Annotated in this window: 23 protein-coding genes; 8 read left to right on the forward strand and 15 right to left on the reverse strand. The window is 72.4% G+C overall.

The genetic code is table 11. The features are described from left to right. Window positions 1-14: 14 nt before the first annotated feature. The 8 genes from RM788_RS10110 to RM788_RS10145 all read right to left on the reverse strand — a co-directional run bounded on the left by RM788_RS10110 (window position 15) and on the right by RM788_RS10145 (window position 6,649). Window positions 15-1,163 (reverse strand): cellulose-binding domain-containing protein, encoded by a 1,149-nt coding sequence (locus RM788_RS10110; RefSeq protein WP_315931327.1) that lies wholly within the window; start codon window positions 1,161-1,163, stop codon window positions 15-17. An 85-nt stretch (window positions 1,164-1,248) separates the two neighbouring features. Beyond that, the gene (locus tag RM788_RS10115; RefSeq protein ID WP_315931328.1) at window positions 1,249-2,121 is read right to left on the reverse strand and encodes a diacylglycerol/lipid kinase family protein; all 873 of its coding nucleotides are present in this window, start codon (window positions 2,119-2,121) and stop codon (window positions 1,249-1,251) included. Beyond that, a complete protein-coding gene (tatC, locus tag RM788_RS10120) occupies window positions 2,118-3,011 on the reverse strand; it encodes a twin-arginine translocase subunit TatC (RefSeq protein WP_315934603.1) in 894 nt (297 codons plus the stop codon). The genes RM788_RS10115 and tatC overlap by 4 nt, the downstream gene beginning before the upstream one ends. Before the next feature lie 104 nt (window positions 3,012-3,115). After that, on the reverse strand, window positions 3,116-3,460 hold the full coding sequence (gene tatA / locus RM788_RS10125) for a Sec-independent protein translocase subunit TatA (RefSeq protein ID WP_315931329.1): 345 nt from the start codon (window positions 3,458-3,460) through the stop codon (window positions 3,116-3,118). Further along, window positions 3,453-3,704, reverse strand: a complete 252-nt coding sequence (locus tag RM788_RS10130) for a bacteriophage holin (protein WP_315931330.1) — start codon at window positions 3,702-3,704, stop codon at window positions 3,453-3,455. Before RM788_RS10130 ends, tatA begins: the two co-directional genes overlap by 8 nt. Window positions 3,705-3,722: 18 nt before the next feature. Beyond that, on the reverse strand, window positions 3,723-4,694 hold the full coding sequence (locus RM788_RS10135) for a helix-turn-helix transcriptional regulator (RefSeq protein WP_315931332.1): 972 nt from the start codon (window positions 4,692-4,694) through the stop codon (window positions 3,723-3,725). Next, window positions 4,691-5,683, reverse strand: a complete 993-nt coding sequence (locus RM788_RS10140; protein WP_315931333.1) for a helix-turn-helix transcriptional regulator — start codon at window positions 5,681-5,683, stop codon at window positions 4,691-4,693. Before RM788_RS10140 ends, RM788_RS10135 begins: the two co-directional genes overlap by 4 nt. 9 nt (window positions 5,684-5,692) lie before the next feature. Further along, window positions 5,693-6,649 carry a helix-turn-helix domain-containing protein gene (locus RM788_RS10145; protein WP_315931334.1) on the reverse strand — a complete coding sequence of 319 codons (957 nt, stop codon included), beginning with the start codon at window positions 6,647-6,649 and terminating at the stop codon, window positions 5,693-5,695. A 123-nt stretch (window positions 6,650-6,772) separates the two neighbouring features. On the opposite strand from RM788_RS10145, the gene RM788_RS10150 reads away from it, so the two are divergent. Then, a complete protein-coding gene (locus tag RM788_RS10150) occupies window positions 6,773-7,771 on the forward strand; it encodes an aldo/keto reductase (RefSeq protein ID WP_315931335.1) in 999 nt (332 codons plus the stop codon). 278 nt (window positions 7,772-8,049) lie between these two features. Here RM788_RS10150 and RM788_RS10155 read toward each other — a convergent pair whose 3' ends face one another. Both RM788_RS10155 and pafA read right to left on the reverse strand, forming a co-directional pair. Further along, a complete protein-coding gene (locus tag RM788_RS10155; RefSeq protein ID WP_315931336.1) occupies window positions 8,050-9,081 on the reverse strand; it encodes a WD40/YVTN/BNR-like repeat-containing protein in 1,032 nt (343 codons plus the stop codon). A 91-nt stretch (window positions 9,082-9,172) separates the two neighbouring features. Next, window positions 9,173-10,531, reverse strand: a complete 1,359-nt coding sequence (gene pafA / locus RM788_RS10160) for a Pup--protein ligase (RefSeq protein ID WP_315931338.1) — start codon at window positions 10,529-10,531, stop codon at window positions 9,173-9,175. A 79-nt stretch (window positions 10,532-10,610) separates the two neighbouring features. Here pafA and RM788_RS10165 point away from each other — a divergent pair, with 79 nt between their 5' ends. The 5 genes from RM788_RS10165 to RM788_RS10185 all read left to right on the forward strand — a co-directional run bounded on the left by RM788_RS10165 (window position 10,611) and on the right by RM788_RS10185 (window position 17,630). Further along, window positions 10,611-12,059 carry a bifunctional phosphatase PAP2/diacylglycerol kinase family protein gene (locus RM788_RS10165; protein ID WP_315931339.1) on the forward strand — a complete coding sequence of 483 codons (1,449 nt, stop codon included), beginning with the start codon at window positions 10,611-10,613 and terminating at the stop codon, window positions 12,057-12,059. A gap of 42 nt (window positions 12,060-12,101) precedes the next feature. Further along, window positions 12,102-12,866 (forward strand): MerR family transcriptional regulator, encoded by a 765-nt coding sequence (locus RM788_RS10170; protein WP_315931340.1) that lies wholly within the window; start codon window positions 12,102-12,104, stop codon window positions 12,864-12,866. Further along, window positions 12,863-13,726 (forward strand): transglutaminase-like domain-containing protein, encoded by an 864-nt coding sequence (locus tag RM788_RS10175; protein WP_315931341.1) that lies wholly within the window; start codon window positions 12,863-12,865, stop codon window positions 13,724-13,726. Before RM788_RS10170 ends, RM788_RS10175 begins: the two co-directional genes overlap by 4 nt. Window positions 13,727-13,816: 90 nt before the next feature. After that, window positions 13,817-14,719, forward strand: coding sequence for a bifunctional helix-turn-helix transcriptional regulator/GNAT family N-acetyltransferase (locus tag RM788_RS10180; protein ID WP_315931342.1), 903 nt, complete (start codon window positions 13,817-13,819; stop codon window positions 14,717-14,719). 109 nt (window positions 14,720-14,828) lie between these two features. Next, the gene (locus tag RM788_RS10185) at window positions 14,829-17,630 is read left to right on the forward strand and encodes an ATP-binding protein (protein WP_315931343.1); all 2,802 of its coding nucleotides are present in this window, start codon (window positions 14,829-14,831) and stop codon (window positions 17,628-17,630) included. Window positions 17,631-17,712: 82 nt separating this feature from the next. On the opposite strand, the gene RM788_RS10190 is transcribed toward RM788_RS10185, so the two are convergent. The 4 genes from RM788_RS10190 to RM788_RS10205 form a co-directional block, all read right to left on the reverse strand. After that, complete coding sequence (locus RM788_RS10190) at window positions 17,713-19,128, reverse strand: MFS transporter (RefSeq protein WP_315931344.1); 1,416 nt, start codon at window positions 19,126-19,128, stop codon at window positions 17,713-17,715. 135 nt (window positions 19,129-19,263) lie between these two features. Further along, on the reverse strand, window positions 19,264-19,728 hold the full coding sequence (locus tag RM788_RS10195; protein WP_315931345.1) for a GNAT family N-acetyltransferase: 465 nt from the start codon (window positions 19,726-19,728) through the stop codon (window positions 19,264-19,266). 104 nt (window positions 19,729-19,832) lie between these two features. Beyond that, the gene (locus RM788_RS10200; protein ID WP_315931346.1) at window positions 19,833-20,333 is read right to left on the reverse strand and encodes an SET domain-containing protein; all 501 of its coding nucleotides are present in this window, start codon (window positions 20,331-20,333) and stop codon (window positions 19,833-19,835) included. A gap of 64 nt (window positions 20,334-20,397) precedes the next feature. After that, the gene (locus RM788_RS10205; protein WP_315931347.1) at window positions 20,398-21,042 is read right to left on the reverse strand and encodes a TetR/AcrR family transcriptional regulator; all 645 of its coding nucleotides are present in this window, start codon (window positions 21,040-21,042) and stop codon (window positions 20,398-20,400) included. Window positions 21,043-21,116: 74 nt separating this feature from the next. On the opposite strand from RM788_RS10205, the gene RM788_RS10210 reads away from it, so the two are divergent. Beyond that, entirely contained in the window at window positions 21,117-22,526 is a 1,410-nt protein-coding gene (locus RM788_RS10210) for an FAD-dependent oxidoreductase (RefSeq protein ID WP_315931348.1), read from the forward strand. A gap of 74 nt (window positions 22,527-22,600) precedes the next feature. Further along, complete coding sequence (locus RM788_RS10215; protein ID WP_315931350.1) at window positions 22,601-23,218, forward strand: hypothetical protein; 618 nt, start codon at window positions 22,601-22,603, stop codon at window positions 23,216-23,218. 261 nt (window positions 23,219-23,479) lie between these two features. Here the strand turns inward: RM788_RS10215 and RM788_RS10220 are convergent, their stop codons facing one another. Beyond that, window positions 23,480-26,173, reverse strand: coding sequence for a lectin (locus tag RM788_RS10220; RefSeq protein ID WP_315931352.1), 2,694 nt, complete (start codon window positions 26,171-26,173; stop codon window positions 23,480-23,482). Window positions 26,174-26,301: the final 128 nt, after the last annotated feature.

Here is a 26,301-nt window from a genome sequence, read left to right on the forward strand (position 1 = left end):
GACCTGGACCGCTGTCAGCAGCCGATCGCGGAGCTCGCGATCACGACGTCGTCGTACCAGAGCGTGTCGGCGCCTTCGCCGTAGCTCTCCCAGCCCAGCCGCAGGTCGACCGGGGCGGGGCGCCAGCCGGAGCGGGCGAGCCACTGCTGGTCGACGTCGGGGGTCGGGACGCCGTCGACCTTCAGGCCGGTGATCTCACGGGAGTCGAGCCAGGTGCGCAGGGTGCCCGCGCGGTCGATCTCGAACTCGACGCAGTTCCACTGGTTGACCGGCAGGGGAACGCTCTGCGCGACGCCCGCGGGGCTCTGGGCGGGCAGGGTGGCGTCGTCGGATTCGCGGTTCCACTGCAGGGCCTGGTTCTGGCCGCCGAAGCGGAGGTCGCGGCCGCTGTCCGCGGAGTCCTTCAGCGCCGCCATGGTGATGTGGCTGGCGGGCAGCAGGGTGGTGTGGCGGAGGTAGTAGCGGACGCGCACCGGGCCGGTGGTGGCGACGGAGGTGCCGAAGAAGATGTGGTTGCAGTAGCCGGCCTTGCCGTCGACGCGGACGGAGCGGGTGCCCGCGTGGGCGACCGCGTTGTCCACGGAGACCGTGCCCGCGCCGGTGCAGTTCGCCGCGCCGACGCTCCACAGGCCCGACGGCGAGGTGCCGGTCTGGCCCTCGAAGTCGTCGCAGACGGCGCCCGCCGGGCACTTGCCCGGTACGGACGGCGTGGTGGTGGTAGTGGTCGTGGTGGTGGTGGTCGTCGTGGTCGGCGGCTGGCCGTTGCAGGACACGCCGTTGAACGCGTAGTCGACCGGCGCGTCGTTGGTGCCCTGGAAACTCGCCTGGATCCCGAACTGGGTGCTGGCGCCGGAGCCGAGGGTGCCGTTGTGGGCGACGTTCTTCGCCGTGACCACCTTCCCGGACTGGGTGACGGTGGCGTTCCACGCCGAGGTCACCGTCTGGCTGCCGGTGTAGGTCCAGGTGAGCGTCCACGCGGTGACGGGCGCGCCGCCGTTGGTCACGGTCACGTTGGCGGTGAACCCGCCCTGCCACTGGTTCGGTTGGTAGACGACGGCGCAGGCGGGTGCGGCCGAGGCTGCGGTGTGGCCGCCGACCACGACCAGCGCCACTACCGACACACCGGACACCACGGCGGCGAGCACGCGCAACAGGCTTCGCACGGTTACTCCTCACGTTTCTGGGAACGCTCCCAGACACTGACCGTAACGAGTTGGTCATGTGAGCGGAATAGACCGAGCGCACCAACTACGAGGCGACGACCGCCAACGCGCCGGGGCGGCACTCGACCGAGAGGGGCAGTTCGGCGACGCGCTCGCCGTCGGCGTAGCCGACCCAGCCGTTGTCCCCGGCGAGGCGGACGGACCGGGCGCGCAGCGTCCGCACGGCGATGTGGTCGACGTGGTTGCCGGTGCGCAGCGTGGGCAGCATCCGGACCAGCGCGGTCCGGCTGACCGCCGTGACGACGGTGAGGTCGAACAGCCCGTCGGACGGGTCGGCGCCGGGGCAGACGGGGATGCCGCCGCCGTAGTTGGGGGTGTTGCCGATGGCGACCAGCGTCGCGTCCAGCTCCTCGACGCCGTGCTCGGTCTCCACCACCAGCGGCAGCGCCCGCAACGCCGCCAGCTCGGCCAGGATCGCCAGGTCGTACCGACGCGGTCCGGCGGGCCACCGCATGGCGTTCGCCCGCTCGTTCACCGCCGAGTCGAACCCGGCGCACAGCACCGTCGCGAACCAGGTGCCGGTCGAGACGCGGCCGAGGTCGAAGCGCTTGCGCGCACCCGAACGCAGGTTCGCCACCACGTCGTCGACGGTCGCCGTGCCGAGCACGGCCGCGAGGTCGTTGCCGGTGCCCGCGGGCACCACGGCCAGCGCCGTCGGGGTCTCCGCGCACGCCTGGACGCCGAGGTGCGCGCCACCGTCGCCGCCCAGGACGACGAGCACGTCCACGCCGTCGGCCACCGCCTTGCGGGCCAGCCGGGCGGTGTCCGCGGCGCTCTGGCCCACATGCAGGTCCAGCCGGTCCACGGCCTCCCGCAGACCGGCGGCGACCGTGCCCGCGATCCGGGCCGCCCTGCCCCCACCCGAGGCGGGGCACACCAGCAGGGCGGCGCGGGTCATGTGGCGTCGTCGTAGTTCGGGCGCTTCTGCGGGGTCGCGGGCGCCTCGACCGGTTCCTCCTCGACGGAGGAGGGGGTGTAGTCGAACGGCGCTGCCTCGTTGTCGTCCAACTCGACCAGGTTCTCGGCGGCGAGCTTCTTGGCGGCCCGCCGGTCGTGCACGCGGGCCATCTGGATCGCGACCTCGAACAGCAGCGTCAACGCGACGGCGAGGAACACCATCGAGATCGGGTCGGTGCCCGGCGTGGCGATGGCGGCGAAGATGAACAGGGCGAAGATGATGCCGCGCCGCCACTTGTTCAGCTTCTCGTAGCTCACCACGCCGACCTGGTTGAGCATGACCACCACCAGCGGCAGCTCGAAGCTGACGCCGAAGATGAGCAGCAGGGCCAGGACGAAGTTGATGTACGCGCCACCGGACAGCGCGGTCAGGAACTTCTCGTCGCCGAAGCCGACCAGGACGTTCAGGCCCTGCGGCACGACGTAGAAGGCGAGCACGGCGCCGCAGATGAAGAGCACGGACGCGGCGAACACGAAGACGAGCGCGAACTTGCGCTCCTTCGAGTACAGGCCGGGCGCGATGAACCGCCACACCTGGTTGAGCCACAGCGGGGACGTGAGCGCCATGCCCGCGGCCGCGCCGACCTTCAGGCGGATCATGAAACCCTCGAACGGCTCCGTCTGCAGCAGCTGGCAGGCGACGGTGCCCTGGTGCAGCCGGTTGTCCAGCGGGATGCCGCAGTACGGGGCGATGACGACGTCACCGAGGCTGGGCAGGCCGAAGAGCCGCCACTGCCACCAGAAGAAGCCGAAGATCGCGCCGATGGCGATGAACAGCAGACCCCACGCGAGCCTGCTGCGCAGGTCGTAGAGGTGGTCCTTGAGGGACATCGTGCCGTCGGGATTGCCCCGACGGCTGGTCTTGTTCCTGCGGTCCCGGAGCTGACCCAGCCACCGGACGGGACTTGCGCCCACCGTGCGGTCCGTCCTTCAGCTCAGTTGTTGGTGTTCTTCTGGTCAACGGGCTGCTGCTGCACGACCGGCTGCACGACCGGCTGCGCGACGGGCGGCTGCGCGACCTGGGGCTGCGCGACCTGGGGCTGCGCGGGCGGCAGCTGCTGCGGCGGGGCCTGCTGGACCGGCGGCTGCGGCGCGTACTGCTGCGGCGGCGCCTGGTGCTGCGCCTGGTCGTCGTCCTCGCGCAGACCCTTGGTCTCCGCCTTGAGGATCTTCGCCGACTTGCCGAGCGAGCGCGCCATGTCCGGCAGCTTCTTCGCACCGAACAGCAGGATGATCACCACGGCGATGATGATCAGCTCTGTAGCTCCGAGGTTACCCACGGTGGTCCTCCTGTCTCCCCCGGTCCGTCGATCGCACGCGGGGCTGATCCGAACGCCGTTCGGCGAAGGCCACGCCGAGCGCGGCCGTCCGCGCCTTCAGCAAACCCACGCCATTGCCCACATTGTCACCCACCAGGGTGCTGGCGACTGTGAAGCGGCGCAACGAACGGGTCACCCTGACCGCCATCACCACGAGGACGACCACTCCGATGACCACGAGCACCAGGCTGGGCAAGTACGGCACCCCCTCACCGTACTGGTCTCAGGTGGACGGCAGGTGTTCCGCCCGGCGCAATGCCGCGGTGGACTGCCTGACGACCTCGTCTGCGAGCTCCGCCGGGTGCTCCACGCGCACGTCGCCACCCAGGCCCAGGGCCAGCCTGACCATCCACGACAGGTCGGCGTAGCGCATCATCACGCGCGCCCGGCCCGCGCCGAGTTCGATCACGTCGTCGACCGGGTAGTACTCGGCGATCCAGCGCGCGTCCGGCTCCAGCACGAGCACGGCCATCTTCTGCGACGCGTCGGGCCGGAACAACCCCTCCGAAGTGTCGGTGTGCTGGGCGTGCGGCGGCGGGGCCGCTCCCTCGTCCAGCACCTCGACCTCGTCGATGCGGTCGAGCCGGAACAGCCGCACGCCGTCGGCCGCGCGGCACCAGGCCTCCAGGTAGCTGTGGCCCTCCACGAGGAGCATCCGCATCGGGTCGACGACCCGGTCGGTGATCTCGTCCCGTGACGGGGTGTAGTAGCGCAGCCGCAGCGCCCGGCCGCGCCGGACGCCGTCCTGGAGCGCGTCGCGGACCTTCGTCGTCTCCGGCGCCTCGCGCAGCGCCAGCCCGACCGCCACCCCGGCGGGCTGTGCCTTGCCCACGGCCGCCTCGATCTTGGCGACGGCCCGCTGGACCGCCTCGGCGTCCAGCATCCCCGGCGTGTCGCTCAGCGCGCGCAGCGCGACCAGCAGCGACGTCGCCTCGGCCGCGGTCAGCCGCAGCGGCCTGCTCATGCCCGCGTCGAAGCCCACGGTGACCGTGTCGCCCTCGAACGACAGGTCGATCAGGTCGCCGGGGCCGTAGCCGGGCAGCCCGCACATCCAGAGCAGTTCGAGGTCCTTGCGCAGCTGTTTCTCGGGCACCTCGAAGTCCGCGGCCACCTCCCGCAGCGGGATACCGGGCCTGGCCAGCAGGTACGGCACCAGGGCCAGCAGCCGCGGCACCCGTTCGGACGACGCGCTCACCGACCCACCTCCGCACCGCGCTGGGTGCTCAGCGCGCCCAGCAGCCGTTCCCGCACCGACTTCGCCAGCACCTCGGGTTCGAGCACCAGCACGTCCGGGCCGAAGCCCGCGATCCACTTCGCCGCCGAGTCGGGGAAGCGCAGTTCGATCTCCACCAGGTCGCCCGGCTCGCCCTCGACCACCTGCTCGCCGACGAGCCTGGCCCGCCTGCGCAGCCCGTGCGCCCGCCCCTTGGCCACCCACAGCCTGGTCGGGGCGCTCGGCGGCGCGTCGCGCTGGCTGGTCGCGACGAAGCTCAGCAGGTCCACGTCGTCCGGCCGTTCCACGACGCCGGGCTTGCCGATCGTGCGCACCTCGCCGACCACGCGGGACAGCCGGAAGCAGCGCGCGGCCCCGCGGTCGCGGTCGTGCCCGACCAGGTACCAGCGGCCGCGCCAGGCGACGACGCCCCAGGGCTCGATCGTGCGGGTGGCCACGTCGGTCGCGACCGGGCGCCGGTAGTCGAACTCGACGACCTGCCCGGCCTGCACCGCCGCCAGCAGCGACGGGAACGCGGGCTCGCTGGTCCGCACCTTCGGCTCCACGGCGGCGTGCACGTCCTGGTCCACGTCGACGCCCGCGGCGCGCAGCTTGATCAGCGCTCCGTGCGCGGCGCCGGTGAACTGCGGCGAGTCCCACAGCCTGGCCGCCAGCGCGACCGCGGCGGCCTCGTCCGGCTCCAGGTCGATGTCGCCCAGCTCGTAGTCGCGGCGCGCGATCCGGTACCCGTCCGTCGTCTCGAACGACTGCGTCTTCCCGACCTCCAGCGGCACGCCGAGATCCCGCAGCTCGGTCTTGTCCCGTTCGAACATCCGGAAGAACGCCTCGTCGCTGAGCGCGTCGGCGTAGCCGGGGACGATGCCGCGGATGCGTTCGGCGCTCAGGAACTGGCGGGTCGACAGCAGGCACAACACCAGGTTGACGAGCCGTTCGGCGCGGATGGTGGACACCGCCCAACCCTAACCCCGTCGGACGACCGGACGTCCTGCCTCCCCGGCACGAGCACCGCCGAACGGACCGTTCACCACGCCGATCCGCCGCGGACGGCCGGAGCCCCACCGCGAGGCCGCGTCCTGCACCCCCGTGGGGAACTCCTCGGTGCCCAGCACGCGCAGCAGGGCCAGCCGCTCGCGGGCCTCGTCGTCGGCGGGGGTGAGCACCACCAGCCGCTGCCCCTGGTCGGGCGTCACCAGGGTCTCGCAGTCCACCACCACCCGGCCCACCCGCGGGTGGACGAAGGTCTTGCGGTCGGCGCGCCGCACCGCCACCTCGTGCTCGGACCAGTACCGGCGGAAGTCTGCGCTCGCCGCCAGCAGCCGCTCGACCAGTCCGGAGACCACCGGGTCACCGGGCCGCCTGCCCGCCACCGCGCGGAGGTCGGCCACGTGCTGCCGGGCGTGGCGCTCCCACTCCTGCGGCACGTCCGCGGTGCGGGCTCCGGGGTCGGTGAACCACCGGTGGGCGACGTAGCGCCGATCCCCGGAGAACCCGGTGTGGTCGCCCGCCAGCAGGACGGACGCCCGGTTCTGCGCCAGGACCTCCCCCAGGTCGGAGATCACCAGCGCGGGGTTGTCGCCGAGCAGGTCCAGCATCCGCAGCAGCCCCGCACGGGCCTGCCTGGCCACCCCGTCAGCGGGCGGAGGGCGATGACCGGCCAGGAGGAACAGGTGGTCGCGCTCGTCGTCGGACAGTCGCAACGCCCGCGCCAACGCGCCTAGCAGCTGGGTGGACGGCTGACTGCTGCGGCCCTGCTCCAGGCGCACGACGTAGTCGACCGACATCCCGGCGAGCGCGGCCACCTCCTCGCGGCACAGGCCAGCGGTGCGACGGCGAGGACCCGCGACGACGCCGACCTCGGCCGGGCGGATCGCCTCGCGGCGGCGGCGCAGGAAGTCGGCGAGCTGCTCACGCTGCATGTCCCCATGCTCCCCCGCCGGCGGCGACCCCATCCAGGGAGCGGCGCTCCCGGGGTCGACGCTCCGCTTACGCCCGGGTCGCCGCCGCCCCATGGTGGTGAGGACTTCGACGAAGGGAACCCGATGCGGACACGAAACCTCGGCAGCACCGGACCGGCGGTCTCCGAACTGGGCCTGGGCGCCATGGGCATGTCGACCGGCGCCTACGGCGTCTCCGACCGCGCCGAGGGCATCGCCACCGTGCACGCCGCGCTGGACGCGGGCGTCACGCTGGTCGACACCGCCGACTTCTACGCCATGGGCCACAACGAACTGCTGCTCGGCGAGGCGCTGCGCGGCCGGGACCGCGACAGCTACCGGCTCAGCGTCAAGTTCGGCCAACTGCGGGGCCCCGGCCGCGAGTTCGGCGGCCAGGACAGCAGGCCGGAAGCGTTGAAGAACTTCCTGGCCCATTCCCTGACCCGGCTCGGCACCGACCACGTCGACGTCTACCGCCCCGCCCGCCTGGACCCGGCGGTGCCGATCGAGGAGACCGTGGGCGCGATCAAGGAGCTGGTCGACGCAGGCCACGTCCGCCACATCGGCCTCTCGGAGGTCGACGCGGCGACCATCCGCCGAGCGCACGCCGTGCACCCGATCAGCGACCTCCAGATCGAGTACTCGGTGCTGTCCCGCGCCGTGGAGGCCGACGTCCTGCCGACGCTGCGCGAACTGGGCATCGGCATGACCGCGTACGGAGTGCTGAGCAGAGGCCTCATCTCCGGACACTGGAGTGCGGACAGGACCCCCGACCCCACCGACGGACGCACCTTCCTCCCCCGGTTCTCGACCGACAACATCGAACACAACCTCGCCCTGGTCGAGACCCTGCGCCGAATCGCCGAAGCGAAGGGCCACACCGTCGCCCAACTCGCCATCGCCTGGGTAGCCGCACAGGGCGACGACATCGTCCCCCTCATCGGCGCCCGAACCCGCACACGACTGACCGAGGCACTACCCGCGACGGAAGTGGCACTCGGCCAGGAAGACCTCGCGGAAATCGAGAAAGCCGTACCCGCGGGCTCAGCACAAGGCGACCGCTACCCACCCGCGCACATGACAAGCCTCGGCGTGGGCAACTGAACAAAACCGGCCACACCTGACCGACCACACACCCACCGAGCAAACCGACCAACCACCCACCCGCCGAGCAGCGCTCGCCCGCCGTGCGGCTGGCTTGACTTGGGGTTTTCGGCCCTGCACTTTCGGCGGCGGGCAGGAGCACTACCACCTGCCCCTTTAGACCGCCGAGGGGCGAAAAGAGGGGCCCCAAGTCAAGCCGGCCGCACCTGGAGCACGGCGGATCCGACCCCCGACGACCCAGCACGGCACACGCGCCCCGGCGGCGTACCCAGCACCCCCTACCCCTTCAACACCCCCACCCGCCCCTTGCCACCCGACGCCCAACACACCCGCAGCACGGTGCAATCCACCGTGTCAAAACTCCCCGCGTCGAACGACCTCCACCGCCTACCACCATCCACACTCACATCACTGCCCGTCGGCCCCACGGCGATCACCGACCCACCCCTCCACGCCGCACCCGACCGATACCCGAGCGGCGCCTGTGACGGCACCTTCCACGTCCGGCCGCTGTCCGACGTCAACGCCACCCCCACCACCGGCTCCGCAGGCCGCGCGTAATCACCTCCGACAGCGACCCCCTGCCAAGGCGTCCGGAACGCCACCGAGAACACCCCGGCGGACGGCAGGCTGAGCAACGGGGTGTCGGAGGCCTTCCAGTGCCTGCCACCGTCACCGGAATGCAGCACACGGGCCGTCGCGCCGCCGCCGGTGGCGAACCAGGCGTCGAACGGACCGGCGGTGGCGACGCACTGGCCGCTGGCCGCGAACCCGGCCTCACCCTCCAAAGCGGGCGGGAAGTTCTCCCCCGGCACCGGTGACCAACTGCGACCGCCGTCGACCGTGGACAGGATCCGGAACTCCCCGTCGACCGGGTCGCCCATCGCGAGGCCGCGGAAGCGGTCGAAGAACGCGACGCAGTCGTAGAACGCGGCCTCCTCGGTGTTGCGGAAGGCCAGGTCCCAGGTCCGGCCGCCGTCGGAGGTCCGGTAGATCCGGGACGAGTCGCCGGGGCCGATGGAGAGCACCACGGCGTGCAGCGCGTCGAACGCCTCGACGTCCCGGAAGTCCAGGGCGGCGGTGTCCGGCGGGGCGACCGCGGCCCAGGTGGCGCCGCCGTCGACGGTCCGCAGCACGGTGCCCCTGCTGCCGCTGACCCACGCGACCCGGCCGTCCACGGCGGACAGGCCGCGCAGCTGGGCGTCCACCCCGGTCGGCTTCACGACCCACGACGGCCCACCCGAAGCCGACGCCACCTCCGGTATCAGCAACGACAGCAGTACCGCGATCACCACGCCCAACGCCCGCATGTCCGCCCCTCTCGGTTGGCGATCATGCTGCCCCACCACGTGCCGGAGGGGCCCCCTACCGAAGTAGGGATCCCCTCCTGGAGTCGTGGCGCTAGAGCGAGGCGATGAGCCGTTCGACCCGCTCGTCGACCGCGCGGAACGGGTCCTTGCACAGCACGGTGCGCTGCGCCTGGTCGTTCAGCTTCAGGTGCACCCAGTCGACGGTGAAGTCGCGACCGGCGGCCTGCGCGGCGGCGATGAAGTCTCCGCGCAGCTTGGCCCGCGTGGTCTGCGGCGGGGTGTCCTTGGCGGCCTCGATCTCGCCGTCGTCGGTGACCCGCTCCACCTGGCCCTTGCGCTGGAGGAGGTCGAAGATCCCCCGGCCGCGCCGGATGTCGTGGTAGGCGAGGTCGATCTGCGCGATGCGCGGGTTGGACAGGTCCATGTCGTGCTTGGCCTGGTAGCGCTGCATCAGCCGGTGCTTGATGGCCCAGTCGATCTCGCGGTCGATCTTGGACAGGTCCTCGGCCTCGATCGCGTCGAGCGTGCGGCCCCACAGCTCGAGCACGCGCTCGGCCATCGGGTCCGGGGAGCGCTTGGCGACGTGTTCGACGGCCCGCTCGTAGTACTCGCGCTGGATGTCCAGCGCCGAGGCCTCCTTGCCGCCCGCGAGCCGGACGGTGCGACGACCGGTGAGGTCGTGGCTGATCTCGCGGATGGCCCTTATCGGGTTGTCCAGGGAGAAGTCCCGGAACTGCACCCCCTGCTCGATCATCTCGAGCACGAGGTTCGCGCTGCCCACCTTGAGCAGGGTCGTGACCTCGGACATGTTGGAGTCGCCGACGATGACGTGGAGCCTGCGGTAGCGCTCGGCGTCGGCGTGCGGCTCGTCGCGGGTATTGATGATCGGCCGGGAGCGGGTCGTCGCGCTGGAGACCCCCTCCCAGATGTGCTCGGCCCGCTGCGAGAGGCAGAACACGGCTCCGCGGGGAGTCTGGAGGACCTTCCCCGCTCCGCAGATGAGCTGGCGGGTCACCAGGAACGGCAGCAGGACGTCCGCGATGCGGGAGAACTCCCCCGCGCGGGCGACCAGGTAGTTCTCGTGGCAGCCGTAGGAGTTGCCCGCCGAGTCGGTGTTGTTCTTGAACAGGAAGATGTCCCCGCCGATGCCCTCGTCGGCGAGCCTGCGTTCGGCGTCGACGAGCAGGTCCTCGAGGATCCGCTCCCCCGCCTTGTCGTGGGTGACGAGCTGGGCCAGGTCGTCGCACTCGGCCGTCGCGTACTCCGGGTGGGAGCCCACGTCCAGGTACAGCCGGGAGCCGTTGCGCAGGAAGACGTTCGACGAACGCCCCCACGACACGACCCGGCGGAACAGATACCGCGCGACCTCATCCGGGGACAGCCTGCGCTGCCCGTGGAAGGTGCAGGTCACCCCGAACTCAGTCTCAATGCCGAAGATCCGCCGCTGCATGCCTCAACAGTAGGCGCAAAACCCCCCGCGATCAGTGATCCAAACGGGCGGCGTGCCCGATTCGGGCTAACGTCGTCGTGTGTTGAGACGAGTGCGCAAGTCGGGTATGCGGGTCGGGCTGATCGACGAGAAGCTGGTTCGGAAGAGCGCGAACCTACCTCTGACCTCGGCTGATGCCGGGTTGAAGCGGCTGACGAAGACGGCGAACCACGGGCTGCTGTGGTTCGCGATCGCCGGCGTGCTGGCCACGCGGAAAGGAATAACCCGCAAGGCGGCGTTGCGCGGCGTGGTGGCCATCGCGGGCGCCAGCTTCAGCGCGAACGCGGTGGGCAAGACCCTGTTCCCCCGGCGCAGGCCCGCCGCCGACCTGGTGCCGATGGCCCGGCGGCTGACCAAGCGGCCCACGTCGTCGTCGTTCCCGTCGGGGCACGCGGCCTCCGCGGCGGCGTTCACCACGGCCATCGCGATGGACTCGCCGAAGGCCGCCGCCGTGATCGCCCCGATCGCCGCGGCCGTGGCGTACTCCCGCGTGCACACGGGCGTGCACTGGCCATCCGACGTCGCCGCCGGTGCCGCGATCGGCGTCGGCGCGGGTCTGCTGACCCGCCGCTGGTGGCCGCTCGGGCGCGAGGAGGCCGCGTCGGCCTACGAGCACACCACGCTGGAGGCGCTGCCCGACGGCGAAGGCCTCGTCGTGATCGTCAACCCCGGCTCCGGCCCCACCACGGCCGACCCGTCCGAGCAGATCCAGCAGGCGTGGCCGAAGGCCACCGTCATCGCGATCGACCACCTCGACACGGTCGTCGAGGACCACCACCCGCTCGCGCTGGGTGTCGCGGGCGGCGACGGGACCGTCGCCGCGGTGGCCGCCATCGCCGCCGAGCACGACCTGCCGATGGTGCTCGTGCCCGCGGGCACGCTCAACCACTTCGCCCGCGACGTCGGCGTCGAGGGCCTGTCCGACGCGGAGACCGCCGTCGCGGCGGGCGACGGCGTGCGGGTCGACCTGTCGGCCGTGGAGGTCGACGGCGGCGACCGGATCTGGTTCGTGAACACCGCGAGCCTCGGCGGCTACCCGGACATGGTGCGGGTGCGGGAGAAGCTGGAGAAGCGCTGGGGCAAGTGGCCCGCGGCCGGGATGGCGATGGCCAAGGTGCTGCGGTCGTCGCAGCCGCTGAACATGGAGCTCAACGGCGAGCCGCACCGCGTCTGGATGCTGTTCGTCGGCAACGGCCCGTACCTGCCGAAGGGCTTCGCCCCGACCACCCGCCCGAAGCTCGACGCGGGGCTCATGGACGTGCGGTTCATCCGCGCCGACACGCGCTACTCGCGGACCCGGTTCTTCATCGGCGCCCTGCTCGGTTCGCTGCACCGCAGCCGCACCTACCGGCACATGGAGACCAGGACGCTCGACGTCCGCGTCTTCGGCTCCGACGTGGCCATCGCGACCGACGGCGAGGTCGGCCCCACCGGCGACCGCTTCCAGTTCCGCTCCCACCCCGCCGCCCTGGCGATCTACCGGCCCTGAGGGCTTGCACCTGACACAACGTGAGGTCCTAGCGTCGATCCCGTGACCGGACAAGCCCTTGAGCAGCGGTGGAGCGTGGGCGAGCTGGCCCGCGCCACCGGCCTCACCGTGCGCGCGCTGCACCACTACGACGCCATCGGACTGGTGCCGGCGAGCGAGCGGACGGGGGCCGGGCACCGCCGGTACACCGAGGGCGATCTGCGGCGGCTCTACCGGGTGCGCGCGTTGCGCGGGCTCGGGCTGCCGCTGGAGGAGATCGCCACCGCGCTCGACCGCGACGCCGACGACGTGTCGGCGTTGCGGACGGTCCTGGCGCGCCAGTTGGCGCACCTGGACGAGCAGGCGGTGCGCGTGGCGCGGCTGCGCGAGCGGATCGGCGATCTGCTCGCGGCCCTCGACGGGGGGATGCCCGGTCCGGAGAAGTTCACGGCGACTCTGGAGATGATCTCGAGGATGGACGACCACTACACCCCCGCGCAGCAGGACCTGTTGGCGCGCAAGCGGACCGACCTCGGCCCGGCGGCGATCGAGGCCATGAAGCTCGAGTGGGCCGACCTCGCCCGGCGGCTGATGGGGTTGCAGGCCGAGAACGTTCCGGTGGACGATCCGCGCGTGCAGGAACTGACGACGAGGTGGGACGAGATCGGCACCGCCTTCCACGGCGGTGACACGGCGATCGTGGCGGCGACCGACGCCGCGTACGAGGGGTCGAAGGAGGCGGTCAACCGGCAGCTCGGCTGGCCCGCCCCCGGCGACGGCCCGGACCTGGTGGACTACGTGCGCCGAGCCCGCGAGGTGCGGTCGTGACCGACTACACGACTCCGGGGCCGATGACGTCGGCGGGCAAGTACTCGGCGCTGCTGGACGCGCTGCCCCACGACGTCGCGGGGCTCGCGGCCGCGGGCCACGGGCTGCTGATCCACGAGCACATCGCGCCGAACTACGGCGTGGAGCTGTCCGACGCCGACCGCGCGCCGGTGCACCTGCGGCGGATCGAGGACGTGCTCGACCGGATCGTCTCGCGGGACGACCGGCCGCTGACCGAGGCCAGGGAGCCGGGAGACCGGATCGCGGGCAACTGCCGGCACTTCACCGTCCTGCTCGTGACCGCCCTGCGGGCTCGAGGGGTGCCCGCGAGGGCGCGCTGCGGGTTCGGCGGGTACTTCGGCGGCGACGCCTTCGAGGACCACTGGGTCGCCGAGTACCGGAACGCCGAGCAGGACCGCTGGGTCCTGGTCGACGGCCAGATCGACGACGTGCAGCGGGGGATGTTCCCGATCGACTTCGACCTCCTCGACGTGCCGCGCGACCGCTTCCTGGTCGCCGGTGACGCCTGGCTGCGCTGCCGGGCGGGCACCGCGGACCCGTCGAAGTTCGGTCTCACCGCGCTGGGCGAGACCGGGTCGTGGTGGATCGCGGGCAACCTCGTCCGCGACGCGGCGTCGCTGCTGGGCACCGAGGTGCTGCCGTGGGACGGCTGGGGCGCCATGCCGGGGCCGCAGGAGGAGATCACCGGGGAACTCGCGGAGCTGTTCGACCGGTTGGCGGCGCTGACGCTGACCCCGGACGAGTCGGCCGCCGAGCTGCGGGAGCTGTGCCGGGACGAGCGGCTGCGGCTGCCCGCCACGGTGCGCAACCACGTGCGCGGGACGGAAGACGCGATCTGACGCGGGGTCGGGCCGTGGCGCGCTCCGCGCCGCGGCCCGACCCGGCTATCATCTTTGACTCAGTCAACAAACATGTTGAGGTGGTCAAGGATGACGGTCGGCCGTGTTCGCGAGTTCACCCGCTTCTACACCCGCGTGATCGGGTTGCTCGACCGCTGCTACCTCGACTCCCCCTACTCGGCGACCGAGGTCAGGGTGCTGTTCGAACTCGCCGACCGCGACCGCCGCGAGGTCACCGGCCTGCGCGCGGACCTCGGCATGGACGCCGGGTACCTGAGCCGGATCCTCACCCGCTTCGAGCGTGACGGGCTGGCCGTGCGCGAACCGTCCCCCACCGACGGCCGCCGCCAGTCCGCCCGGCTGACCGACCGCGGCCGCGAGGTGTTCGCCGCGCTGGACGAGCGGTCCACGGCCGAGGTCGGCGCGCTGCTGGCGGACGTCCCCGAGTCCGACCGCAGCAGGCTGGCCGCCGCGATGACGACCGTCCAGCGCCTGCTGGGCGAGGCTCCCCCGCCCGCCTACGCGCTGCGCCCGCCGCGCCCCGGCGACCTCGGGTGGATCGCGCACCGGCACGGCGTCCGGTACGCCGAGGAGTCCGGGTTCGACGGCACGTTCGAGGCGCTCGTCGCCGGGATCGTCGCGGACTTCGGCAAGGGGCACGACCCCGTGCGCGAGGCGGCGTGGATCGCGGAGGTCGACGGTGAGCCGGTCGGCTCGATCCTGTGCGTGCGCCAGGACGAGGAGACGGCGAAGCTGCGGCTGCTGCTGGTGGAGCCGTCCGCGCGCGGCCTCGGCATCGGCGCGCGCCTGGTCGAGGAGTGCCTGCGCTTCGCCGGGCGGGCCGGGTACCGGCGGATCACCCTGTGGACCGTGGCCGGGCTGGACTCGGCCCGGCGGATCTACGAGCGGGCCGGGTTCACCCTGGCGGAGGAGCGGCCGGACCGCCTCTTCGGACGCGACGTGATCGGCCAGACGTGGCATCGCCCGCTCTGACGTCGATGGAAACGATAGGCGATTCCCATAACGGTGATCGACAGCCCGCCACCATTCACTTAAGATCACTTCTTCCGACTTCCGTGAATCGGAAACGAGGAGAACCCGAGTGGGCAGCGCCATCGATCCGGAAGCCCATCCCGCCATAACAGCAGGTCGGCGAAATGAGATAGGCAGGCTCACCGAGGTGTTGGGCCGATTGAAGACCGGCCGTCCGCAAGTGGTGGAGATCCAAGGCGAACCCGGAATCGGCAAGACCCGATTACTCGAAGAACTCGCCCGAATGGCCGCGGACCGCGGAATGGAATCCGTATCGGGCCGAGCGGGGGAATACGAGCGCGACGTGCCCTTCGGGATTGTCGCCGAGGCGCTCGACCGGCTCGCGGGCGCCGGGGGCGACGCCGAGACGCGCGCGGTCGTGGCCGCCCTGTCCCCCGATCCGGCGGCCGGGGCGGCCACGGGCGCGGATCGGTACCGGCTGTACCGGACGGTCCGGCGGATGGCCGTCCGGTTCGCCCGGCCGCCCGGCCTTGTCGTGCTCCTGGACGACCTGCACTGGGCGGACGGGGCGTCGCTGGAACTGCTGGAGCACGTCCTGCTGGACATGCCGAGGATCCCGCTGCTGGTGGCGCTGGCCTACCGCGGCCACCGCGTGCCGCCGGGGCTGCCCGCCGCGCTGGCCGGGACGCGCGCGGACGTGACCCGGCTCGCGCCCGGCCCGCTGGGGGCGGCGGACGTGGCCGAACTGCTGCCGGGGGTGTCCGCGCGGCGCAGGCGGCTGCTGCTGGCGGCCAGCGGCGGCAACCCGCTCCACCTCGAAGCGCTGGCACGGGTGGACGAGCGGACCGTCGCCGCGCCCGACCGCACCGGCCAGGACGCGATGCCGTGCCGGTTGCGGGCGCTGCTGAGGACCGAACTGCGGTCGCTCGACCCGATGCGGCGGCTGGTCGCGCAGGCCGCCGCCATCGCGGGCGACTCCGCGGAGCCGGACCTGGTCACCAGCATCGCCGACGCGCCGGAGGACGAGGTGTCCCGCGCGCTGGACGACCTGGTGGCGCTGGGCGTCGTGCGCACCGCCGGGTCGCGCGTCCGCTTCCGCCACCCGCTCGTCCGGGCCGCCGCATACCGGTCGGCGGGACCGGCGTGGCGGATCGGCGGCCACCGCCGCGCGGAGGAGTACCTGCGCGCCCGCGGCGGGCCGCTCCCGTTGCGCGCGCACCACCTCAGCCGGTCCGCGCCCGCCGGTGACGACGATGTCATCAGCACCCTCGTCGAGGCCGCGACCGCGGCGTTGGACACCGCCCCCGCGCACGCGGCCGAGTGGACCCGCACCGCGCTGCGGCTGCTTCCGGACCGCGCGGAGCGGCGGGTGGAGGTGCTGCTGCTGCTCGCCAGGGCGCTCGGGCTCACCGGGCGGCTGGCGGAGAGCCGGGACGTCCTGCACGAGGTGCTGGCGACCCCCGGTCCTCGGCGCGCGGTGGCCGTGCGGTTGCGCGCCGTCGTGGACCGGCTGCTGGGCAGGCTCGACGAGGCTCGGGCGCTGCTGGAGGCCGAGTCGCCGGACGACCCGTTCGAACGCTGCAGGATCGTGGTCGAGCTGGCCGCCACCGCCGTGCTGCGCGGCGACCTGGCCGGGTGCGCGGCGCACGCGCGGACCGCCGTGGGGCTCGGGCTGGAGCTGGGCGACCGCGGCCAGGTCGCCGCGGGCACCACGCTGCTCGGGCTGGCCGCGCTGCACGGCGCCGAGATCACGACCGCGCGCGGACACGCCACCGACGCGCTGCGGCTCGTCGACGGCCTGTCCGACGCCGAGATGCGCGACCACCTCCACGTGCTGCCGCCGCTGGCCTGGCTGGAGCTGCACCTGGAGCGCTACGCCGACAGCGCGCGGCACCTCAACCGCGGCCTGGCCGTCGCGCGCGCCAACGGGCACACGCACGTGCTGCCGTACCTGCTGATCGTCGACTCCGCGCTGCACGCCAGGACCGGCAGGCTCGGGCAGTCGCGGCAGCGGGCCGAGGACGCGCGGGAGACCTCCGCGCTCATCGGCAGCCCCGAGACCGCGGCGATGGCGGACGCCGTGGAGCTGCGTTCCGCGCTGTGGCAACGGGGTCCGGAGGCCGCGGCGGAACTGGCCGGGGTCCGGGCGAAGTCGCTGTGGTGGGCGCAGGAGACCGACGTGTTCGTGGCCACCGTGCACCTGTTCGCCGACCGGCCCGGCGACGCCGCCGAGCACATCGCGCCGCACGTCGGCGACGACCCCAAGGACGTCGTCGGGCTGCACGCCGTGCGCTGGTGCGGCTCGCTCGCCGTGGCGAAGGCTCGCCTGGGCGCGCCGGAGGAGGCGCTCGACCTTGCCGAGCACGCGCAGGTGCTGGCCGACGCCGCGGATCTCCCGTTCCAGCGCGGTTCCGCCCACCTGACCCGGTCGCGCGTGCTGGCCGAGTGCGGTCGGCACGCGGCGGCCGTCGACGCGGCCGACGCGGCCGTGCGCCGGTTCACCGAGGCACGCGCCCCGCTGTACCGCGCGATGGCCCACGAGGCCGCCGCTGTCTCCCTGTCCGCGGCCGGTGACCCGCAACGCGCCCACACCGAGTTCGGCCTGGCCAGGAACGGGTACGCGGCCTGCGACGCGGGGTGGCTGCTCACGCGGGTCCGCGACAGCGAGAGCAGGCTCGGCGCCCTACCCCCGCTGTCCGGTCGTCCGGACGCAGTCAGGACCGTGGACGCGTTGTCCGCGCGGGAATGGGAGGTCGCGCGACTGGTCGCGGACGGGTTGACCAACCGGGAGATCGCCGCACGGCTGTTCCTGAGCGCGAAGACCGTCGAGACGCACCTCGCGCGGATGTTCACCAAGCTGGGCGTGAAGTCGCGGGTCGGTGTGGCGCGAAGGCTTTCGGGATCGGCGTAGTGCTGCGGCAGACCGACCCGGTGACCTGCGTGGAGGCCGACGACGTGGTCGGCAGGCACCGGCACACCGGCGACTGGCTGCGCTAGTCGACCCGCGGCACGGGGCGCGACTGGAGCAGGCGGGCGCCGACCGCCGCCACCACGCACAGCCCGATCGCCACGAACGCCCCCACCTTGTAGCCGCCGTTCTCCGGGAACCGCGACGGCGCGACGGTCCACGCCGTCAGGATCGTCGCGCTGAGCGCGCTGCCCACCGAGTACCCGACCGTCCGCAGCACCTGGTGCATGGCGAGCCCGCTGCTCGTCTCCTCCAGCGGCACGCCGGCGACGACCATCCGCGGCAGCACGGCGAACACCAGCCCGGTGCCCAGCCCGGCGAACCCCATCACGACGAACATCTCCCACAGGTGCGACCGCGCCACGGCGAACAGCAGCAGCGCGACCGCGAACATCCCGACCCCGGTGGGCAGCAGCACCCGAGGGCCGATCCCCGTGCCGAGCCGTCCGACCAGCATGTTCACCGCGAAGCTGCACACCGACATGGGCACCAGCACCAGCCCGGCCACGACGACCGGCGCGCCGAGCCCGTAGGACACCGACGTCGGCGTCTGGACGTAGCGGATCACCATCGACATCAGCATGTACATGCCGATCCCCGCCACCAGCCCGGTCGCGTTCGCGGCCAGCACGGACGGGTTCCGCATGAGCCCGAGGTTCACCAGCGGGTACGGCGTGCGCAGTTCGCGGCGGAACCACACGGCGAGCAGCACCACCGCCACGGCGAACGCGACCGCTGTCGTCGGCGACGCCCAACCCCACACCGGGCCCTCGCTGAGGCCGACCAGCAGGCACGCGATCCCCGGCCCGAGCAGCACCGTGCCGACCAGGTCGAACGGTTTGGCGACCCGCGCCCCGCTCGGCGGCACCACCACGGCCACGAGCGCGAGCGCGACGACGCCGAGCGCCGCCGCGAGCCAGAACCCGGCGTGGAACCCGAGACTCCCGGCGATCAGGCCCATCAGCGGGTAGCCGAGGCCGATCCCGACGACGGCCGTCACCGACAGCGTGGCCACGGCCGCCCGCGCCCTCTCCGGTTCGAGGTTGTCCCGCGCGACGCTCATCAGCAGCGGCAGCAGCGCCAACCCGACGCCCTGCATGGCCCGGCCCGCCAGCATCAGCGCGAACGGCAGCGGGAACGCCGCCAGCACGCTGCCCGCCAGCAGCACCGCCAACGCCGTCAGCAGCACCTGCCGCCGCCGCGGCCCGTCCCCCAGCTTGCCCACGACCGGTGACGCCAGCGCGCCGACCAGCAGCGTCAGCGTGACCGACCACTGCGCGCTGCCCAGGCTGACGTCGTAGTCGACCGCCACCGTGGGGATGAGCGGCGCGCCCAGGCTGCTGACCACCGCGATCAGCAGGCCGATGTAGACGAGCGTCGGGGTGAGCGCGCGGGGGCCGCGGACGGCGGTCGACGGCTGCTCGGTGCTGACCGATGTCATGGAGGCGCCTTCGGACGGGGTCGACGGAACCCGCAGATTACTTGGCTATGCGAAGTAATCTGCCCGATGTGACCCGTGCGACTCCCGCGACCCGGCCAGGGGGCGGCGAGTTCCAGCGGTACGCGTGCGGAAGGGCTACGGGTCGCGGACCATGCGGCGTTCGGCTTCCCCGGCGGCGCCGGCGTCGAGGAACCCGTGCCGCCGGTAGAGGGCGGAGGCGCGGTCGTTGTCCCGCAGCACGTCCAGGGTCACCCGGCCGGTCGCGTGCTCCTCCGCCCAGTCGACCACCGCGGCCACCAGCGCGTCGCCGACGCCGCGGCCCCGCGCGAACGGCGCCACCCACATCGAGATCAGGCCGACCGTGCCGTGGCGGTCGGGTCCGGTCCCGCTCACCATGCCCGCCGCGCGGCCGTCCAGGTAGGCCACCAGGTTGTGCGTGCCACCGCCGAGGCGGGCACGCCACCGCCGCTCGACGTCCCCTTCTCCGAGCCAGTCCGCGAGCTTCGCCCCGAACGCGTCCGGAGCCTCGCCCAGAGCCGACAGGCGGAGTTCCCGCCACACCTCCCAGTCGTCGACCCCGAGGACGCGCACCACGATCATGCGACCACTGTCGACCACCCGATCGTCCGGTCGCAACGACATTTCCCGGCAGGCCGAGGCCTCGACCACCGCAGAAGCTGTCCGATGTGGACGGTCCGACTCCCCTACGGCTCGGCCGTGATCCGGTCCAGCAGCGGCGGGCTCCAGTGCTCGCCGTACCCCTGGCGGAGGGCGGGCAGCCGCCAGTCCTCCCCGGTCACGGCGCCGCGGCACCGGGAAGTGCCGCAGCGGCAGTCCATCCGCCACGACCCGACCCCGGAGTGGGTGGCGTAGTCCACCGTCAGCTCCGCGCCCACCGGGATCTCCGCGCGGGCGACCAGCGTGGTCGCGTCGGTGTGCCAGAGGGTCGGCTCGCAGGAGTGGTTGCCGTAGCGGGCCGGGTGGTCGGGTTCCAGCAGCAGGTGGTGGCCGTGCGCGACGGTCAGGCTGCTGTAGGGCGGGACCAGCGCCGCCAGCTCGGTGTCGTCGATGAGCCGTCCGCCCAGCCGCAGGACGTCCTCGCCCTCCTCGATGGGGGCGGTGGCGAACAGGCCGAGCCCCTCGATCGGCGACTCGCGAACGCCCGCGCGGGAGGTGAGCCAGGACCGTGACGGGTAGTGGGCCATCCCGCGATCCTCCTCCACCGCCCAACCCCCTCGGCGATCCGCGTGGGTGACGGCCGGGCAGGCGCTACGCGACGACGCCCAGCGCCGCGCCCAGCCCACCGGCCAACTGGTCGAAACCCTGCTCGGCGGCCGCGACGGCGTCCGGGTAGGCGTCGTCCACGCCGGTCCCGGCGAGGACCCGTTCGCGGTTGTCCAGCGACAGCATCCAGGTCACGGCCATGATCTGCGCGGCCGCGAGGCGAGCGGTGAGCTCGGACAGGTCGGCGGTCTCGCGCAGGGCCGCGGCCAGCGCCCGTTCGCCGTTCTCCTTGAACTTGAACATCCCGCCGACCAGCGAGGGCGTGCCCAGGATCACCCGGTACAGCACGAGAGCCGGTTCGAGTTCGGACAGGCCGGTGATCGGGTCGCGCCTGGCCAGGCCGTCCAGGTAGTGCTCGCGCAGCGCGGTCAGGGGCGACAGTCCCGCCGGACGCGCGCGCACCACGCGGGCGCTCTCCGTCTCGTGGTCGGCGAGCCTGCACACGATCAGGTCTTCCTTGGTCGGGAAGTAGCTGAACAACGTGCGCCGCGACACCTCGGCGGCCTCGGCGACCTGCGTGATCGACACCTGGTCGTAGCCGTGCTCCGCGAACAGCGCCAACGCCGTGTCCGAGATGTTCTCGTACGTCCGCCGCTTCTTCCGCTCGCGCAGGCCGGTCTGCTCGCTCACCCCCCAAGGCTAGCGGTCCGTTCCGCACCGGGGTATAACTTGCACTCAGTCTACTTATGCACTGAGAGGGAGTTATGGACGTCATCGTGATCGGCGCCGGACCGACCGGCCTGATGCTCGCGCACGAACTGGCGCTGGGCGGCGCGCGGGTCGTCGTGGTCGAACGGCTGGCCGAACGGGTCCGCCAGGTCAAGGGCGGCGCCATCCAGCCGCGCACCTCGGAACTGCTGGACGCGCGCGGACTGCTGGACGCCATCGAGGCGCGGGCGCTGGAACGCACGAAGACCGGCGGGCACTTCGCGGGTCTGCCGGTGTCGCTGGACTGCGCGAACTGGCGGACCAGGCACCCGTACCCGATCGCCATCCCCCAGTGGGCGATCGAGGACGTGCTGGCCGACGCCGCCGTCGAACGCGGGGTCGAGATCCTGCGCGACCACCCGGTCACCTCCGTGGAGCAGGACGGGACCGGCGTGACCGTGACCGCGGGCGACACCGAACTGCGGGCGGCGTACGCCGTGGCCTGCGACGGGGCGCACAGCAGCGTGCGCAAGCTGCTCGACGTGCCGTTCCCCGGCAGGCCGGGGACCTACCGGGCGGTGCTGACCGACATCCGGCTGACCTCGGTGTCCGGGCTGGTGCCCGCCTCCGCGGGGCATCTGAGCACGATGACCAGGCAGGACAACGGGTTCTTCGGGATGCTGGTCCCGGTCGGCGGCGGCGAGTACCGGTTCACCTACGGCGCCACCGGCACCGAGGAGGCCTCGTCCACGTTCGACGGCGTGCAGCGCGCGCTGACCGCCGTCTACGGCGAGGGCACGGTGCTCGGCGAGGTGCTGAACTCCTCGTGGTTCAGCGACGCGACCCGCCAGGTCGAGCGGTACCGGTACGGCCGCGTGCTGTTCGCGGGCGACTCGGCGCACATCCACCCGCCGTGGGGCGGCCAGGGGCTCAACCTCGGCGTGCAGGACGCGGTGAACCTGGGCTGGAAGCTCGCCGCCACCACCGCCGGGTGGGCGCCGGAGGGACTGCTCGACACCTACCACGTCGAGCGCCACCCGAAGGCCGCCCGCGTGCTGCACCACACGTCAGCCCAGCGGGTGCTGGCCAACCCGCAGCCGGACGAGGACCTGCTGGCGCTGCGCGAGATCTTCACCGACCTCATGCGCCTGCCGGACGCCAACCACCACCTGGCCGGGATGATGTCCGGCCTGGACGTCGAGGGGCGGGTGCCCGACTACGACCTGGTGACCGACGACGGTCCCGTCCGGCTCGCCGAGCTGCTGCGCCCCGGCCGCGGGCTGCTGCTGGACCCGACCGGCTCGCTCGACGTGCCCGAGGGCTGGTCCGATCGCGTCGACCTGGTGCGGGTGAAGTCCGACGACGACTTCGGCCCGCTGCTGCTCCGGCCGGACGCCGTGGTGTGCTGGTCCGGCGAGGGGTCCTTGGCGGACGCGCTCGCGGGCACGTTCGGCCGGGCGGCCTGACCGGCCGGCGCGCTTCTCGACACGATCGCGTCACGGACGGATCCGGAAGGGCTCGACGCCCGTCAATCCCGAGCATGAGACCGAAGAGACAGATCGCGGGCCTGCTGCTCGGCGCCGCCGCACTCTGCCTGGCCGTCACCGCGTGCGGCACGTCGAGCACCTCCGGCACGCCCACCGGGGCGACCGGGTCCACGGGGTCCACCGGGTCCGCGGAGAAGGCGGGCACGGACGCCCCCGCCGCCTCGGCGGGGTCCGACGTGCCCGACACCGGCTGCCCGATCAGCGTGGCCGACCTGTCCAGCGCCACCGGGTTGACCTTCGAACTCGGGGACGTCCGGCAGGACCACGAGCTGGAGACCCAGCCGGGCGTGAAGGCGCTCGTGTGCGTCTTCATCTCGCCGTCCACCCCGCAGGAGGCGGGCGACCCGCTCGTCCTGCGCGTCGACACCGTCACCGGCGCCGACGCCGCGGCGGTCCGCGCCAACTTCGAGCGCAGCTGCACCGACAACGGCGGCACGCTCGGCGAGTCGGAGGTGGCCACCGGCAAGACGTGCACCCGCGGCACCAACACCATCGAGGGCGACCTCAGCAGCGGTGACCGCACGGTCGACGTCTACTTCGTCAACGCCACCAACGACACCGGCGCCGCGATGACCGAGAAGCTCGACAAGGTGCTCGCCGCGGTCTCCTGACCACCGGCCTCGGATGCCCTGGCAGTCCCGCTGTTCGCCGCGCGAACGCCATGACGTGGTGGCCGGCCGCCAACGCCTGGTCCACCACCTCCCGACCGGTCCCGCCCAGCACCGGGATCCGGCGCACCCGGCCGATCCGCTTCCGCGCGTCATGCCGCTCCCCGTCGCGCGGACCCCGTGGGACGTCCCGCTTCTCCGAGTCGAGTCGTCGCAGTTGCGGACGTCCCGGCCGCGCAGGGGTGCGCGGCCGGGACGGCGCTGCTACGGAACCCTCCACTGCTGGGCCGTGCTGGTGTTGCAGTCGTAGATCTGGAGCTGGATCCCGTTGGCCGAGTTGCTGTTCGGGACGTCGAGGCACCGGCCCGACGGCGCGTTCACCAGCGACCCGTTCGCCTTGGGCCACCACTGCTGGGCCCCGGTGCCGTTGCAGTCCCAGAGCTGGACCTTGGCGCCGTTCGACCGGCTGCTGGCGCTCACGTCCAGGCACCGGCCCGCGGCGCGGACGCTGCCGTCCGACGCCAGGGTCCACTGCTGGGCGGCGGAGGAGTTGCAGTCCCACAGCCGCACGGGAGCGCCGTTGGCCGTGACGCCGGGATCGGCGTCCGCGCACTTCCCGGCCAGACCGGTGACCGCGCCGGTCCGCGCGGGTGTCGGGCCCACGTCGAACGACGGCGGAGCGTCGGCGGCGGCCGATCCCCACGTGGACGCCGTCGTGCCCAGGGTGTAGTCGAGCGTGCCGCCGTTCGCGATGAAGGTCGACGGCAGCCACGGCTTGGTCGACGCGGTTCCGTTGACGCGCAAGGACTGCACGTACTTCGCCGAGTCGGACGCGCCCGCCGCGGTGATCGTGATGGTCTTGCCGTTGCCGCGGGTGATGGTGGTCTGCGGGAACTGCGGGCTCGCGAGCACCAGGTCGGCCCGTCCCGGCGCCTCCGGGTACATGCCGAGCGCGGCCCACACCGCCCACGACGACATCTCGCCGAGGTCGTCGTTGCCCACCAGGCCTTCCGGGACCGGGGTGAAGATCGACGTCAGGGCGCGGCGGACCACGTCCTGGGTCTTCGCGGGAGCGCCCGCGTAGGCGTAGGCCCACGGGGTGTTCAGCGTCGGCTCGTTGCCCAGGTAGGCGTAGGGCTTCTTGGGGCCCGCGTTGAGCTCGGTGAAGAACGTGTCCAGGCGCGAGACCACGGAGGCGTTGCCGCCCATCGCGTCGAACAGGCCGCGGTGGTTGTAGGGCACCATCCACGTGTACTGGGCCGCGTTGCCCTCGACGTACTCGTTCTCCTGGATCGGGTCGAACGCGGGCCAGCTCAGGTCGGTGTTGCGCGGCTTGAGGTACTTCTGCCCGGACTCGAAGAGGTTGCGCCAGTTCTGCGCGCGGCGCAGGAAGTTCTCCGCCGTGGCGGTGTCGCCGAGGCGCGCCGCGAGCTGGCTGATGGCGAAGTCGGCGCTGGTGTACTCCAGCGTCGTCGAGGCGGAGCCCCAGACGTCGCCCAGCCCCGTCGGGACGTAGCCGTAGGTGTTGTACTGCAACCAGCCCGGCCGCTGGCGGATGTCGTTGACGCCCGCCACGATGCGCTGCAGGGCCTGCGCGGTGTCGAACGACGTGCCGCCGAACGCGTGCACCGTGGAGACGATGATCGCCATCGGGTCGCCGTTCATGACGCCCGTGCCGCCGTTGGCGACGGTCCAGCGGTCGAAGTAGCCGCCCTGCGCCGCCTGGTTCACCGCCGACTGCGCTATGTCGGAGGCCTCCTTGGGCGCCAGCAAGGAGATCAGGGCTATCTGGGAGCGGTAGACGTCCCACCCGGAGTAGTTCGCGTACTGCACGGTGGTCGTGGTGTGCACCTGGTTGTCGAACCCGGTGTAGCGGCCGTTGACGTCGCTGTACACGTTGGGGTGCAACAGGGAGTGGTAGAGCGACGTGTACAGCGTGCGGAGCTGGGTGGTGGTGCCGCCGGTGACGTCGATCCGCCCCAGCCAGCCGTTCCACGCGGCCCGCGACTGGGCCTTCACCTGGTCGAACGTCTTGGTGCCGGTCTCACTCGCCAGGTTGGCCTTCGCGCCGTCGAGGTCGACGAACGAGATGCCGATGCGGGCCGTCACCGTGCTGGTGTTGAAGGAGACGAACGCCGACGCGGCGAACGGCTGCACGTCCTGGGTCGTGACGGGCGCCGGGGGCAGGTTCTGCGTCTGCGCGGTCTTGGGCTCCGGCGGCAGCTGCTGGCCGCTCTTGCCCTCGATCGTGCGCCGCGACTCGTCGACCTTGCCCTGCTCGTCCACCACGCCCGCGGTGCTGAAGTTCTGGTCGAACGTGACGGTGAAGTGCAGCCGGTACCTGTTGCCCGCCCCGCAGAAGCCGCCGCTGTCGGTGTAGCCGGACAGGCTGTTCGTGCCGATCGTGATCGACCCGCTCGCCGCGTTGAACGCCCGCGCGGCGTCCACCGACAGCGAGGCGCGCTGGCCAGCCGGGTAGGTGAACCGCGCGACGCCCGAGCGCTGGTTGGCCGTCAGCTCGGTGCGCAGGCCGTTGTCGAAGGCCACCGAGTAGTAGCCGGGCTGCGCGATCTCGTTGGCGTGGTTGAAGGTGGAGTAGCTCACCGGGCTGGTGCCGAGCGTCGGCATGAACGGGATGTTCCCGAAGTCGCTGCACCCCGGCCCCGACAGGTGGGTCAGGCTGAAGCCGCGGATGCGGTTGTCGTCGTAGTGGTAGCCGCCGTGCTGGTGGGTGACCGTGTCGGGGCTCCACTGGAGCATCCCGAACGGCGACACGGCGCCGGGGAACGTGTTGCCCGCCCCACCGCCGTGCCCGAAGTCGGGGCCACCGGGCTTCGTGCCGACGAACGCGTTGACGTACTGGGCCGGGTCCGACACCGCTTGGGCCGTGCCCGCCGTTATCGGGACCGCGACGGCCGCGAACGTCACGGCCGCCAGGGCTATGGAGCGAAGACGCATGGTTCCTCCTGCAGGGTGAGGAAGATGACAACGTTGTCAGCGTGGATTCTCCCACCGACATGCCTGGTCAGGAACCCGCTGCGCGGCGCAACCTCGGTGCGTCCGCCGATGTCCGCCGGACAGGATTC

It is taken from the genome of Umezawaea sp. Da 62-37 (assembly GCF_032460545.1).
In the GTDB taxonomy this organism is placed as follows: Bacteria; Actinomycetota; Actinomycetes; order Mycobacteriales; family Pseudonocardiaceae; genus Umezawaea.

What these genes read in the sequence shown, in the direction of transcription:
- RM788_RS10195 (WP_315931345.1), bottom strand. Translation starts at nt 19,728, where the DNA reads ATGATCGTGGTGCGCGTCCTCGGGGTCGACGACTGGGAGGTGTGGCGG.
- RM788_RS10115 (WP_315931328.1), bottom strand. Translation starts at nt 2,121, where the DNA reads ATGACCCGCGCCGCCCTGCTGGTGTGCCCCGCCTCGGGTGGGGGCAGG.
- RM788_RS10200 (WP_315931346.1), bottom strand. Translation starts at nt 20,333, where the DNA reads ATGGCCCACTACCCGTCACGGTCCTGGCTCACCTCCCGCGCGGGCGTT.
- RM788_RS10220 (WP_315931352.1), bottom strand. Translation starts at nt 26,173, where the DNA reads ATGCGTCTTCGCTCCATAGCCCTGGCGGCCGTGACGTTCGCGGCCGTC.
- RM788_RS10215 (WP_315931350.1), top strand. Translation starts at nt 22,601, where the DNA reads ATGAGACCGAAGAGACAGATCGCGGGCCTGCTGCTCGGCGCCGCCGCA.
- RM788_RS10150 (WP_315931335.1), top strand. Translation starts at nt 6,773, where the DNA reads ATGCGGACACGAAACCTCGGCAGCACCGGACCGGCGGTCTCCGAACTG.
- RM788_RS10145 (WP_315931334.1), bottom strand. Translation starts at nt 6,649, where the DNA reads ATGCAGCGTGAGCAGCTCGCCGACTTCCTGCGCCGCCGCCGCGAGGCG.
- RM788_RS10190 (WP_315931344.1), bottom strand. Translation starts at nt 19,128, where the DNA reads ATGACATCGGTCAGCACCGAGCAGCCGTCGACCGCCGTCCGCGGCCCC.
- tatC (WP_315934603.1), bottom strand. Translation starts at nt 3,011, where the DNA reads ATGTCCCTCAAGGACCACCTCTACGACCTGCGCAGCAGGCTCGCGTGG.
- RM788_RS10155 (WP_315931336.1), bottom strand. Translation starts at nt 9,081, where the DNA reads ATGCGGGCGTTGGGCGTGGTGATCGCGGTACTGCTGTCGTTGCTGATA.
- RM788_RS10180 (WP_315931342.1), top strand. Translation starts at nt 13,817, where the DNA reads ATGACGGTCGGCCGTGTTCGCGAGTTCACCCGCTTCTACACCCGCGTG.
- pafA (WP_315931338.1), bottom strand. Translation starts at nt 10,531, where the DNA reads ATGCAGCGGCGGATCTTCGGCATTGAGACTGAGTTCGGGGTGACCTGC.
- RM788_RS10210 (WP_315931348.1), top strand. Translation starts at nt 21,117, where the DNA reads ATGGACGTCATCGTGATCGGCGCCGGACCGACCGGCCTGATGCTCGCG.